Raw genomic sequence first — 13,071 nt, forward strand, 5'->3', positions numbered from 1 at the left:
CCTTAGGCAATAGAGTGTTTTTGTAATATTAGCAGCAAAAGGGTAGTTTTCTTTCTATGGATCGACTGTGAATGAGTGAAGAGTCGCCAATTTGTAGGGGGTCTTGTAGCATAAAATGCTTTATTTTCGTGACTTTCTCTTGACGTATTGAGATTTAGGGGTATTCTTGGCGCTTTGGAAACGGTATAGAATAAAATGCCACGTGGGCTTGATGGCTCATGGGTGCGTAGATTTGTTTTTATTTTAGAAATTGGTGGGTTAGGTTAAATGAGTACGTATTTTGAAAGTCGCGAACAGGCAGAAGCTAGTCGCAGTTGGAGAATTGTTGATGCAAAGGATCAAGTGGTGGGTCGCTTGGCATCGCAAATCGCAAGTGTGCTTCGCGGCAAAGATAAGCCAACTTTTGCGCCTCATAATGACTGCGGAGATTTTGTGGTCGTAATCAATGCAAAAGATATTAAGTTTACGGGCAATAAATTGAAAAGCAAGGTATATCGACATCACACTGGATTTGCTGGCGGTGTAAAGACTATACCAACAGCTAAACTGTTTGCTGAGAAGCCAGAGCAAATAATTATGAAGGCCGTCGGTAGAATGCTTCCCAAAACACCTTTAGGAAAAAAACAGCTTCAGAAATTAAAAGTATATTCGGGCTCTGAACATCCGCACCAGGCACAACAGCCTAAGCCGTTTCTTTCAAAAGAATGCTGCGGTAGCTGAAGTTAGTATGTGTATTTAGTGCAATAAGAAAGTAAAAGTTAACCGAGAGGATTTGAATGGCTATAAAACCGATTTGTGCTACTGGACGTAGAAAGACATCTGCTGCACGCGTTTATATATCTCCCGCAAAAGACAGCGAAGGCGCAATAACAGTTAACAAGCTGCCGTACGAGGATTACTTCCCAAGTTCAATCATGCAGATGGTTATTAAGCAGCCAATCGCATTGACAGAAGAATCTAGCGGCAAATATGACATTAGAGTAACTGTAAGAGGTGGCGGAATCAGTTCCCAAGCAGGGGCAGTTTTGCACGGCATATCCCGCGCACTTGTGCAAGCTGACCCAACGCTACGATCGGTTCTAAAGAAAGGAGGCTTTCTTACTCGGGACGATCGAGCCGTAGAGCGAAAAAAGCCTGGTCGACATAAGGCGAGAAAGAGACCACAGTTCTCTAAGCGTTAAGCATCAGTTTAACACGGAGCGGTATTTATTATTTGGCCTACTTGGCAAAGTGTTTTTTTAGGCAATGGGTGGCGCGCTCGCTAATAGTTTTATATACAGCACCCTTCGCTCTCTTAAATGGCTGCGCGTGGCTCTATGGCAATGCGATGCCCGAAAGCCCGGCGGCCGCTGTGGCAGAATTAAGTCCAAAGAAAATTCCCATTAAATTTGGCGTAACAGACGGCACTGCTGCCGATGCCGAAAATCTGGGCGACTTAAGTAGGGTGTTGGGGGAGAAATGGTGGGAGGATTTTGGAGACAATCGCCTCAACTCGCTAGTTAATCGGGTTGTAAATGGTAACCTAGAGCTTAAGCAAAGCTACGCACGATTCCTTCAGCAAGATGCCAGGTATAAAGTCGCGAGGGCGGATTTGTGGCCCGAGTTATCGATCTCGGCCAGTGCTGATCGCTCGCGTCTTAACCTTCGCTTTTTGCCAAAACAAACAAGCGGATTTTCCGTCAAGCCAATTAATAGCGATTTTCAGCTTTCGATACCAGCCTCTTATGAGGTCGATATTTGGGGGCGCGTTTGGCATAGCAAGGAAGCAAGTAAGTCAGAGATGCACGCTGCTAAAGAGGACTATAATTTTGCAAAACTTAGCATTATCGCCGATGTGGCCGATACATACTTTGCCATAGCTCAGGCCTGTGGACAGCTAAAACTAATCGATGAAAATTTGCAGTCCGACAGGCGCTTGTACGAACTCATAAGTGCGCGCTATGTGGCTGGTCTCGCAGGCGCGTTAGACGTCTTCCAAGCACGACAAAATCTATCGACCAATTTAGCACGCCAACCCCAGCTGGACATAGAGCTCGCACGAGCTAAGCAATCCTTAAATATACTACTAGGCGAATTCAGCGGCGAATCGCTAGAATGTGAAAAAACGAGATTGCCAGAGTTTGATTGCGTTTTGCCCGAAACAATCCCTGCTACCTACGTGCTTTCGCGACCGGATGTATTGGCAGCATTGTATAGATTGCGCGCTCAACATGCTAAGTTAAGCGCGGTGGTTGCAAGCAGGTTTCCCAATGTATTGTTACGCGCGTCTGGAGCATACGTTGGAGCGAATATTGACGAGGTGTTTCGACCAGAAAACCTAGTGTGGAACCTTGCAGTGGAGTTAGGGTTAACTATTATCGATGGGGGAAGAAAAAAGGCGCGCGAAGAACTAGAAAAGGCAGTATTAGATGAAGTGAGCACGAGTTTCCTTAGAACTGTGCTCGTTGCATTTAAGGAAGTAGAGATCGCCCTAACAGAGGTTGAGGCAGAAAAACGCCGCATTCAGCTAATAAGGGATAAAGAACTTGCCGTAAGAAACACTCTTAGCGTGTCCACACGAGATTACCTTCAAGGTCTAAGCGACCTTCTCGCTGTGCTAGTGGCTAGAATTAGTTATTATAACACCCAAACTGAGTTGCTGGTAGCTCGTAGGCGGCTACTCTCGCTTTACGTTCAAGTGGCCCGAACACTTGGAGTGGGAGCGCCAATGCAAAATTCTGTCGAACGAGTTAGTGAGTCGAGGAATTAATGATGGTGTCAAGACAAAACAAGAAGCCTGTCATGGCGCTAGGATTCGGCATCTTGTCACTCTTGTTGTTTTGGGTTTTTCGGCAGCGTCCGACCGAGCTACCGCAAGAAAATTTAGGCGTCTTAGTGGATACGGTAGCTGCACGTAAAAGCGATGTGCCAATCGAGATAAGCGCCACGGGGACAGTAGAGCCTAAACAGCGCGTGAATGTGTCGACCGAAATTAACGGACGGGTAATTTCGATAAACGATGCTTTTGTCGAAGGCGGTTTTATTAAAAAGGATACGCCAATATTTAGAATCGACGATAGAGATTACAGTAACGAAGTCGAGGTGAGACGTTCCGATGTGTTGTCTGCCGAAGAGCAGCTTGAAACTATCAAGGCAAGAGCGCAAATTGCTGGGCTGGAGTGGAAAGTCATGAAAGGCGCCACGGCCCAATCTTCAAGCATTGCGGATGGAGTTGTCGATATGGCAGAACCCAGTGCGCTGGCACTTTTTGGACCGCAGTTAAAAAATGCCGAGGGCAAATTACTCGCGGCGAGAGCAAGGTTATCACAGGCGGAACTTGCCTTTCAGCGCACTACTGTTTTTGCACCGTTTAATTGCATCGTTATCTCCAAGCGGGTCGATGTTGGTCAATATATTAAGTCGGGCGACGTCGCTGCTGAGGTTTATGGAACTGACGTCGCTAAAATTGTCGTTTCAATTCTTGCAGACGAAGCTCGCTGGATTAGTGCGGCTAGAAAGGAAAGCCAAGAGCTTAACCTGCCGGCAAGAGTTTATATGAGTGTTGGGTCGAATGTGCTCTCATGGAATGGCAGGATGCGGCGGTTTTTGGGCGAAGTGGATTCGAGAACGCGAATGGTTCAGGCTGTAGTGGAAGTGGATGAGCCGTACTCACTTAGTCCTACTGCAAATGGCCGACGCAATTCCGCTCTGCTCATGGGAAGTTTCGTGCAAGTGGTTATATCCGATGTTGGCATGTTAAATGGCGTATTTGTCATTCCGCGCCTTGCCTTGCGGCAGGGTTCCACGACATGGGTGGTAAACGGCGAAAATGTGCTAGATGAGCGGCGCGTAGAAGTAGCGCGTTTTATGGACGATGAGGTCGTCATTAGCAGCGGTTTAGAAGAGGGCGACCGCGTAGTAATCACCAATATTGCTGGCGCCTCTTCTGGATTAAGACTTAGAGTTAGAGAACCGAGCTCGTAAATGGCGAGCAGGCAGTTCGTGCCTTAAACTTCAAGAGAGGAGCCCGACAGTGTTTAGTGCAATGCGGTGGATGGCAAAAAACAGCGTGGCGGCAAATATCGCCATGGCTGTGTTGCTATTTGGAGGCTTGCTATTTGCTCCGTCTATCAAGCAGGAAATTTTTCCTGAGTTTCAACTTGACCTCGTAAACATTGCAGTTCCTTATTCAGGTGCTGGGCCGGAGGAAGTCGAGCAGGGGATTTGTCTTCCAGTCGAAGAGGCCATCTCAGGTATAGAGGGCATTAAGGAGACGAGTTGTATAGCGTATGAAGGTGCTGGGTTAGTTACCGCTGAGCTATTGTCATCCTCGAATGTCGATGCGGTGGTTCAGGATATAAAGTCAGAGGTAGACGGTATTCGCACGTTTCCGAAGGAGGCTGAGGAGCCAAAAGTCTCAAAGGTTGTGCCCCGGCACGAGGTGTTGTCTATTGCAGTATTTGGCGAGGCGTCGCAAAAATCGCTGCGCGAAATGGCAGAATCAATTCGAGACGATTTATTGGAATACCCGGAAATTACTCAGATCGAGCTCTCGGGTGTCGCCCCCTATGAAATATCAGTCGAAATCACCGAGGAAAATCTGCGCAAATATCGACTTAGTCTAGATACAATCGCCGAACGCATTAGGCAGGGGTATGTCGATTTGCCTGCTGGCGTCGTCAAAGAAGCGGGCGGAGAAATCTTGCTAAGGACTAGGGATAAGCGCGACTACGGTGCTGATTACGAATCTATTCGCGTAGTATCGACGCCTGCTGGCGCAGAGGTAAGACTTGGCGATATTGCGAAAGTGCTGGATGAATTTGAGGATGTTGACGAAAGGGGATTTTTTGACGGCAAGCCCGCTGCAATGCTTAGAGTGTTTCGCGTTGGCGAGCAAGCTCCGATCGAGATATCTGAAATAGTTCGAGATTATGTCGCGAAAAAGCGCCACGGGCTTTCTGGAAATATCGATATAGGCATTTGGGATGACAGATCTGAGTTGCTTAAATCTCGCTTAGAACTACTACTAAAAAATGCCTATATAGGGCTTGTGTTAGTGTTTGTAGTGTTGGGCCTATTTTTAGAGCTGAAGCTCGCCTTCTGGGTTACAATGGGCATTCCGGTATCGTTTTTAGGCACAATGCTTTTTCTACCGGGCTTGGATATTAGCATTAATATGGTTTCGCTGTTTGCATTTATTTTGTGTCTAGGAATAGTTGTAGATGACGCTATTGTAGTAGGTGAAAATATTTACGAGCATCGCTTATCGGGCAAGTCGCTAACAGATAGTGCTGTGGATGGGGTGATAGAGGTTGCTATGCCGGTAGCGTTTTCTACCTTAACTACTATAAGCGCTTTTTTCCCAATGTTGTTTATTTCCGGCACAATGGGAAAGTTTGTTTGGGTCATTCCGGCAATTGTAATAACCGTCCTTAGCATTTCGTTGTTCGAATGTTTTTTTATTTTGCCGTCTCACCTAGCGCATTCTGCTCATTTGGCGCTTGGAGGAAGTTCTTTGGGTAGAATAGAAAGGAGTCGGCAGGAGTTTGGTCGCAAGGTAGATATTTTTGTCGAGAATGTTTTTAAGCCCATCGCTAGTAAAGCGGTGCAGAACCGAGTATTCACGCTAAGTATTGCCGCTTCATTTCTCCTTTTTTCCTTTGGACTTCTCTTTGGTGGTTTGGTTAAGTTTATTAATCTTCCTCCCAGCGATGGCGAGATAGTGAGCGTAAGCGTGGAGATGCCGGTAGGAACAACTGCCGCAAATACGAGTGGGGTCGTTAAGCGCATTCAGGACAGCGCATTAATAGTGGCTAGTGAGTTCGACGACCTGGCTATTGATGGGTATAAGTCATTGAGAAATATCTTCGCGACTGTCGGAAAAAGTCAGGAGGTTGGGCCACATGGTGGGGGTTTCTTGCGCAGTGGTGGGCACATAGCGGGTGTGACAGCCTTTTTAGCCTCTAGCGATAATCGGCATTTTCGAGCTAGTGATTTTGCTAAGAATTGGAGGGAGCGGGTGGGGGAAATTCCTGGAGTTAAATCTCTCGTGTTTTCTTCTGATTTTGCAAATCCGGAGGACGACATAGATATTCGGCTTGAGCACGAGGACCTTTCTATCCTTCGGCAGGCTAGCGAGAGGCTTTTAGGTGCTTTGCGACAATTTGCGGGAGTTAGGGATGCACGGGATAACTTTGCCTTAGGTACGCGGGAGCTGAAGTTTAAACTACTTCCTCGAGGAAGAATGCTCGGGTTAACCGAGGCGGAGCTAGCCAAGCAGGTGCGCGCTGGATATTTCGGCGCAGAGGCTTTGCGCATACAACGTGGACGGAACGAACTCAAAGTCATGGTGCGTTATTCCAAGGAGGAGCGGGACAGGTTGAGCTCGCTTGAGAATATGCGGATACGGCTATCTGATGGGGCGGAGGTCCCTCTCGTAGAGGTCGTCCAAGTTAGCGAGTCTGAGGGGTATAGCGAAATTCGACGCTCAAACCGCAAGCGAATAGTAAACGTTTCGGCGTTGGTCGATTATTCGATGGCAAATCCCGATCAGATTATCTCAGTGCTTCAATCTGGCGTGCTTAAAGACCTAATGCTCGATTATCCCGGCCTAAGTTCAAGTTTGTCTGGGACTGAGCAAGACAGGCGAGAATCTAATGCCAGCTTGTTAAGGGGCTTTGTCTTTGCGCTAGCCTTAATCTATGCACAGCTAGCCATAGTGTTTAGGCATTACATGCAGCCGTTGGTAGTAATGTTTGCAATTCCATTTGCCTTTGCAGGAGCTGTGTTGGCTCATTTCATATTGGGCCATGATATTAGCTTGCTCAGCATGTGCGGGTTCGTTGCTCTCGCGGGGGTAGTTGTGAATGATTCGTTGGTATTGATCGATTTTGTTAACTCCCTAAGACGCGAGGGAATGGGGCTTTCTGAGGCACTGATTACTAGTGCCTGTAGGAGGTTTAAACCCATCATCCTCACTTCTTTGACGACGTTTTTTGGCCTGGTGCCGCTCATTTTTGAGACAAGTTTTCAGGCGCAGTTCTTAGTTCCAATGGCCATAAGCCTTGGATTTGGCGTCGTCTTCGGCACGTTCGTTACATTATTAGTCGTGCCAGCGTTTTATGTAGTGCTAGACAGAGGTAGCGCAGTTAAGTAGTTCGTTGCACTAGTTAGTGATGCTACCTATCGCTAAGAAGCGCGTTTTTCTCTAAGTCTAGCTGTTTTGTTGCGTTTAGTAAGATTGAAGATTTTGGGGCTTGTTCTAGGCCTAATTTTAAAGTCCTCTCGGCATTATCGAGATTTCGCTGCTTAAGCTGCGCATCGAATAGCAGTTTGACCATTGATGAGTCTTTATAACTTGACGCCTCAACTATCGCTCTTACGAGCGATTCTGCTGATTGCAGCGATTGGCGATCGAAAAAAGGGTCGCTGCGGTTTAGTGTTGCGCGGACATATTTAGTTACGTTTTCTCGATTGCTTGGGTCAATGCTTACGAGGGTTTTTAAGTCTAGAAGGATTTTTCCTTCTAGATCCGCCTTTTGCTGTGGGTCGTTAGTGGTTGCTAACTTCTCGCTGCGAGTTTTTATCAAAAGACTGAGAGCGGGAACGTAAGACGGGTTTGCTGCTAATGATTTCTCTAGGCTAGCTAAGGCCGCGTCGTGTTGCCCGAGCTCCTTTTGGCACTCAGCCATTAAAAAATATGGCTCGTGTTTAGCAAAATCAGCCCGCCAGGTTACCTCGAGGAATTCAGAGATTGCCTCGTTATAGCGGCGCGAGGTTTTCAGTAGTGTTGCATGTTTAAATATGGCAACTGGGTTGTTAGCCTTAAGCCTCAAAGAGCTCTCAAAGTTTTCGATGGCTGCTTTGCTGTCGCCAAGATATTCATTTACCATGCCAAGAAGAAAATAGAGCTCGTCATGGCTACCTCTGCCGATAGTTTTAAACATCGCCTCACAGCTCGCCTTAGCTTTTAGCAGCAATGTCTTGGCCCCTTCCAAATTGCCCTCCTTAACGAGCTTGCTCGATTCCCTGACCAAGGCTACTACTTCTTCGAGTTCTGGCCGAAACGACTCCATATCTAAGTCGTAACCGACAAAGGACGTTACAGTTGCCGGCGAAGCCACTACAGGCGATTGTTCGGCACTTATCGCTGTTTGCCCAAAAACTGCTGGCGGGAAGAACGCAAGCAATAACTCCCAACGAAGCATGTAGCCTAAGGTAGTCGATGCGGAAAATGACGGTAGTTTCAACACTGTTTTAAGAAATTCCTCAATGATTTCAAGGGACTTAAATTATCTGCGCATTCTAAGCAATACATAAAGGCCTAGGGTTTGGCAAATTGCTCAAATACAAACGTCGTTTTCTTAACGAGAGCATCTTAATGCTAGTTTCAAAGTGCCTTATGATAGTTTGTCACGAAAACATACCTGAAGGGCGGGGTTAGTTCTTTTTATGACTGAAGTCACAGAACGCAAGCGAGTCTTAGTCGTAGACGACGAATCTAATGTGCGCGAATCGCTAAGGTTAATCCTAAATAGAGAATATGAAGTTGACGTTGCAGAATCGGGAAGTGTTGCATTAGAAATACTACGCTCTCAATTAGTGGATCGTTCCAGTAAATCGGAGGGTAATCAGGCTAGGCTTCCCTTGCCGGATCTCGTGTTGCTCGATGTCGTAATGCCGGGATGCGACGGGTTAAAGCTGCTAGAAGAGATTAAGGCGGACTACCCAGCCATGCCAGTTATAATGTTGACGGCGAATAAAACTGTAAAAACAGCCGTCGCGGCAATGAAGATTGGCGCAGTGGACTACCTCAACAAGCCTTTTGAGATCGAAGAGTTACTTAGTCTTATCGATCGCACACTCGTTCAAGTTAACAATTTGAAGAATCTGCACAAGACGTCGGCGCTAGAGCTAAGTGGTCGGGCTGATCTTCCGAATCTACCCGGTGATTTTGGCTGCATGGTAGGTCGTCACCCGGTGATTTGCGAGCTGTATCAAAAAATCAATCAAGTTGCCGAACGCGATACCACCGTGCTCGTGACTGGCGAATCTGGCACTGGAAAGGAGTTGGTGGCAAGAGAAATTCACAAAAGAAGTCGCCGAGCATCGGGGCCATTTATTCCTCTTAACTGTGCGGCGATTCCAGAGACGCTAATAGAATCGGAACTTTTCGGGCACGAAAAAGGTTCATTTACGCATGCTATCGAAAAGCGAATAGGGCATTTTGAACTCGCAACTAACGGCACCTTATTTTTGGATGAAATCGGCGAATTAAGTCTGCCAGTTCAGGTAAAGATGCTGCGGTTTTTGCAGGATCAAGAATTCTATCGCATAGGTTGCTCAAAGCCTATTAAAGTAGATGTTCGCATTGTGGCCGCAACAAACCGAAGTCTCGAGGTGGCGATTCAAGAAGGAAGGTTTAGGCAAGACCTTTACTATCGAATAAATGTAGTGTCGCTCGAAGTTCCCCCATTGCGCGAACGCTTGGAGGATATTCCGCATTTAGTCGATTTCTTTCTAAAACGCTTTTCTTCGCTCTACAGTGGGCGTGCTCCTAAAATCCTCGACGAAACGATGAATGTCTTAATGGCGTATTCCTGGCCAGGAAACGTGCGCGAACTAGAAAACGTGACGGAAAGCATCCTGGCGCTAACTACAACTAGCGAAATTTCACCTGCCGAACTTCCACCACGCATTCGCGGTGCAGTGCGCAAAGCAGGCGGCGATTTGAGACAAAATGTCCTGGACGGAATTACGCCGTTTGAGGAAGCAGAAAGAGCCTTCGAAAAAGAACTTATTGAAAAAGCACTAGAGAAAACTAACTACGTGCAAACGCGCGCAGCCGAACTTCTAGGAATCAGCCGTCGCATCCTAAAATACAAAATGGACAAGCTAGGCCTAAGCGATAAAGCTCCGCAAAGCGACTAAGCCAGCCTGTTTCGGCAAAAAAAAACCGCTTGCGCCTAAGCGCCTCGCAAATACCCAAGATAACCGCTTACTGCCTACTGCTTATCTTGTATCTTTCGACCGTATGTTACTTCACCCTTATCTATGCGAATAGAAAACCCGCACTCAGGGTTTATGCATGCCCAGGCTTTATACATTACTGCTGCTCCCTCCTGTCCATAATCGGACAACGGAAGCAATACCCCACTAGTACACTTTTGGCATTTCGGATACTGCATCCTCTCCTCCATACATCTGCCACTCCAATGTTTAAGGTTAACGAAATTTTCTTTTACAGAAATAACAACGACACAAGAATGCACAAATAACCTAGCCAAGTCAATCGCCAAGCTATAAAAAGTCGAGCGGAATTATGACATGTTTAACGCTAGAATATTCACAGATACACCATAGTCGTTCCTGGATTTTGTTCCAATAGCCTAAAATTGCTAACATGGCGCGAGCTGCTTAAATATTTATGTACAGCTTCGCGCAAAGCGCCGCTTCCAATTCCGTGTATTACCTCTAAACCTCTAAAATCTCTATGCAGTGCCTTATCGAGAGCCATTTCCAACTGCTCGACTGCTTGACTAACTGTAAACCCATGCATGTCGAGCCTAAGCATCTTGTCCTGCGAGTCCTTATGGCGATTAACGAGCGGAACGCTGTTGCTTTTTTGTTTTCTAGCTTTTTTCTTAGGAGCCTCGGTTGCCTGCAAGCGGCCACTGCTTATCCACAGGCGGACGCTTCCCTTTAACGACAAATACTCTCCTTTAGCGTTTGGGCCCTCTAGTATCTCTAGGTTTAATCGCAACTCGGGACAGAAAACTATTTCGCCTGGAGCAAATTTGCGACTAGTAGCATTGGAACTTGGCTTTTTCATTATTTAGTATAATAGTGCTTCAAGCGATAAATGCAAATGTTATAGTTGTTATTGACATGGCTTGTATGTGGGGGTTTATAGCATTTACAAAAGGTAAAATATTTAACTTACTTTTTGTAAAGGGTTTAAGGAAATCGAATACTCTCTAGTTTTAGAAAAACAACAAACGCCTAGCGGGAGCTGAGATTTGTCGAAAAGATTTAGCACTTCTGCCAAGTTAATTAGTATTAGCGCTCCGTTCGCTGAGGGTAATTTGGCGGCCACTGATAATAGCATTTTGAGCGAACCGTTTCAGTCTAATGCCCTAATCGTTCACGACGCTTCTTTTGAAGAGATTGTCGAACGGGTAGCGTCGCATCATAGCGATATACAGACTTCCGCTGTGCGAGTGAGTAAAGCTCCATTGCCGCCACTTCCTGGTTTGCATACTACAATAGCTAACTTAGTTTGCGTTCTGCTTGCGGCCACTTGGTGCTCACTTAGTTGGTGCGCGAGCATCATATGGCGGTATATACGACATCATCCAAGTCATGCGGTGTTTAATGTTTTTATAGTTTTTGTTTTCGGACTTCTTGCTCTAACAGGGGAGCGATTCCGTGAGCAGTTACTACTAAGTCAAATCCCTGATGTTACCGTCGATGAATTGATTCGCGCTTCGAGTTATAGGCGTGAATTCGTTTCGCCAGAGCTAAGCGGAAAGGGCAGTGATGAATTCCTCGGCGTAGGTGCGCCTCCATGGGCCCAGCGCGAAGCAATTCGCGCTATTCTTTATTACGCTCGTCGCGGTGGATTGTCATTGACAGATCAAGCTGTGCTCTTAGCCATAGCCGAGGTGGAGTCGGGGTTTAATCCAATGGCACGGGCTCCTACTACTTCGGCCTGCGGCCTATTTCAGTTTGTTAAGGGAACTGCTGCCTTGTATGGTTTAAGCCAGGAGCAATGTATGAATCCTTGGATAAATGCTCAGGCAGGCATTGCGCACTACCGCGACAATTACCAAAGGGGTGTAGAAAGCCGCGTTGCAAATCTTCGAGGTATTGAAAAACTAGCTCGCACTTTTGAGTTTAGTTACTACTTGCATCACGACGGGCCTAATTCTTCAAATCCGGCGGCAGAAGTTAAAAGTGTAGTTTTGGGCGGAATGCCATTCTTGTTTCGCGCTCATATCGCCTTGGAAAAGGAGTTTAACTCGGCCGAGCAAGTTCCAACTTTTTTAGAGAGCGTATGGAGAACTTTTTATGAGTTATTAGATTCAATTCGGTCTAGGTTTTCCGTGAAAAATAAGCTAGCTGCTGGATAGCTCAAATGCGAAGTGCGATTTTAAAAGGTGCGCTAGACCTTGCCGCGCTCTCGATTGTTCGCCTTTTAGTCTTGGCAATGGAGGTGACACCAGAATTTTTGGGCATGTGTATTGCGCGCATTTGCGTCCACGGTTTGGTGCTCGCAATGCCACGTTCGAGGAGGGTAGCCTTAAGAAATCTAAAAATTGCTTTTCCGGAGTGCTCCAGCGAGGAAGGCAATGATATTTATCGCAGGTCGCTCGAAGTGTTGGCTCGCAATCTTTACGCTTTTGCACGGATGCCCAGGCTTACGCGCAGGGCGGCGGAGGAAAAGGTTGATTATGGCGAGGTGCGCGAGTTTTGGCGCAGGAGCTCCGAAGTGTGCGAGGAAGATTGCAGCAAGACGGGAATTTTAGTTGCCACTGCGCATTATGGATGTTTTGAACTTTTTGTTCAGATGCACGCGCTTCTCGTTAGGCCAATATCAATTTTGGCGCGTGGTTTCGATCTTCCGAGATTGGATAGCTGGTGTAACGAGCGGCGTAGCATATTTGGCAACGATGTATTTAGCCGGAAGGGTGGTTACAGAGAAATAGTCTCGCGGCTTAATGGTGGACGGGATGTTGTAGTGCTGTGTGATCAGAACGTAAAGCGCAATCATGCGACGTTTGTAGATTTTTTTGGCTTGCGCGCAGCGACTACAAAGGCAATCGGCACGGCTGCGCTTCGCACTGGAGCTAGAGTCGTCTTAGCGGTAGCGGTCGAGATTGTGCCTGAACGATTCGAGGTTATATTGCGCGAGCTCAAGAATCCAAGAGAACTTAGCGGAAACTCCTCGGAAAAAATAATGTCCTTTACCCGAGAAATGAACCAAGCTTTAGAAGACGTCATTAGACAGCATCCGGAACAGTGGTTTTGGGTCCATAGGCGCTGGAAAACCAGACCTCATGGGGAAAAAGAAAATCTCTATAGCTAGTAGTA

Annotated in this window: 11 protein-coding genes; 8 read left to right on the top strand and 3 right to left on the bottom strand. The window is 46.8% G+C overall.

Annotation, left to right across the window (positions count from 1 at the left end):
- The first annotated feature begins 267 nt into the window (after positions 1–267).
- Genes rplM through IT291_01805 form a run of 5 tightly spaced genes read left to right on the top strand, consistent with a single transcriptional unit; the run spans position 268 to position 7,135 of the window.
- Complete coding sequence (gene rplM, locus IT291_01785; GenBank protein MCC6219952.1) at positions 268–720, top strand: 50S ribosomal protein L13; 453 nt, start codon at positions 268–270, stop codon at positions 718–720.
- A 56-nt stretch (positions 721–776) separates the two neighbouring features.
- On the top strand, positions 777–1,181 hold the full coding sequence (gene rpsI / locus IT291_01790; GenBank protein ID MCC6219953.1) for a 30S ribosomal protein S9: 405 nt from the start codon (positions 777–779) through the stop codon (positions 1,179–1,181).
- 32 nt (positions 1,182–1,213) lie between these two features.
- Positions 1,214–2,749 (top strand): efflux transporter outer membrane subunit, encoded by a 1,536-nt coding sequence (locus IT291_01795; GenBank protein ID MCC6219954.1) that lies wholly within the window; start codon positions 1,214–1,216, stop codon positions 2,747–2,749.
- Positions 2,749–3,963, top strand: a complete 1,215-nt coding sequence (locus IT291_01800; GenBank protein MCC6219955.1) for an HlyD family efflux transporter periplasmic adaptor subunit — start codon at positions 2,749–2,751, stop codon at positions 3,961–3,963. The genes IT291_01795 and IT291_01800 overlap by 1 nt, the downstream gene beginning before the upstream one ends.
- 49 nt (positions 3,964–4,012) lie before the next feature.
- Positions 4,013–7,135, top strand: a complete 3,123-nt coding sequence (locus IT291_01805; GenBank protein MCC6219956.1) for an efflux RND transporter permease subunit — start codon at positions 4,013–4,015, stop codon at positions 7,133–7,135.
- Between the two features lie 22 nt (positions 7,136–7,157).
- Here the strand turns inward: IT291_01805 and IT291_01810 are convergent, their stop codons facing one another.
- Complete coding sequence (locus IT291_01810; GenBank protein ID MCC6219957.1) at positions 7,158–8,231, bottom strand: hypothetical protein; 1,074 nt, start codon at positions 8,229–8,231, stop codon at positions 7,158–7,160.
- A 199-nt stretch (positions 8,232–8,430) separates the two neighbouring features.
- Here IT291_01810 and IT291_01815 point away from each other — a divergent pair, with 199 nt between their 5' ends.
- Positions 8,431–9,909 carry a sigma-54-dependent Fis family transcriptional regulator gene (locus IT291_01815; protein MCC6219958.1) on the top strand — a complete coding sequence of 493 codons (1,479 nt, stop codon included), beginning with the start codon at positions 8,431–8,433 and terminating at the stop codon, positions 9,907–9,909.
- Between the two features lie 74 nt (positions 9,910–9,983).
- Here IT291_01815 and IT291_01820 read toward each other — a convergent pair whose 3' ends face one another.
- Both IT291_01820 and IT291_01825 read right to left on the bottom strand, forming a co-directional pair.
- On the bottom strand, positions 9,984–10,166 hold the full coding sequence (locus IT291_01820; protein MCC6219959.1) for a hypothetical protein: 183 nt from the start codon (positions 10,164–10,166) through the stop codon (positions 9,984–9,986).
- A 158-nt stretch (positions 10,167–10,324) separates the two neighbouring features.
- Positions 10,325–10,810 carry a Smr/MutS family protein gene (locus IT291_01825; GenBank protein ID MCC6219960.1) on the bottom strand — a complete coding sequence of 162 codons (486 nt, stop codon included), beginning with the start codon at positions 10,808–10,810 and terminating at the stop codon, positions 10,325–10,327.
- A 187-nt stretch (positions 10,811–10,997) separates the two neighbouring features.
- Between IT291_01825 and IT291_01830 the strand changes: the two genes are divergently transcribed.
- Both IT291_01830 and IT291_01835 read left to right on the top strand, forming a co-directional pair.
- Positions 10,998–12,110 carry a transglycosylase SLT domain-containing protein gene (locus tag IT291_01830; protein MCC6219961.1) on the top strand — a complete coding sequence of 371 codons (1,113 nt, stop codon included), beginning with the start codon at positions 10,998–11,000 and terminating at the stop codon, positions 12,108–12,110.
- A 5-nt stretch (positions 12,111–12,115) separates the two neighbouring features.
- Complete coding sequence (locus tag IT291_01835; protein MCC6219962.1) at positions 12,116–13,066, top strand: lysophospholipid acyltransferase family protein; 951 nt, start codon at positions 12,116–12,118, stop codon at positions 13,064–13,066.
- Positions 13,067–13,071 lie beyond the last annotated feature (5 nt).

It is taken from the genome of Deltaproteobacteria bacterium, assembly GCA_020845775.1.
GTDB lineage: Bacteria > Bdellovibrionota_C > UBA2361 > SZUA-149 > JADLFC01 > JADLFC01.

Excerpts from the sequence above, each read along its gene's own strand:
- rplM (MCC6219952.1), top strand. The coding sequence starts at position 268 with ATGAGTACGTATTTTGAAAGTCGCGAACAGGCAGAAGCTAGTCGCAGT.
- rpsI (MCC6219953.1), top strand. The coding sequence starts at position 777 with ATGGCTATAAAACCGATTTGTGCTACTGGACGTAGAAAGACATCTGCT.
- IT291_01800 (MCC6219955.1), top strand. The coding sequence starts at position 2,749 with ATGATGGTGTCAAGACAAAACAAGAAGCCTGTCATGGCGCTAGGATTC.
- IT291_01815 (MCC6219958.1), top strand. The coding sequence starts at position 8,431 with ATGACTGAAGTCACAGAACGCAAGCGAGTCTTAGTCGTAGACGACGAA.
- IT291_01820 (MCC6219959.1), bottom strand. The coding sequence starts at position 10,166 with ATGCAGTATCCGAAATGCCAAAAGTGTACTAGTGGGGTATTGCTTCCG.
- IT291_01825 (MCC6219960.1), bottom strand. The coding sequence starts at position 10,810 with ATGAAAAAGCCAAGTTCCAATGCTACTAGTCGCAAATTTGCTCCAGGC.
- IT291_01835 (MCC6219962.1), top strand. The coding sequence starts at position 12,116 with ATGCGAAGTGCGATTTTAAAAGGTGCGCTAGACCTTGCCGCGCTCTCG.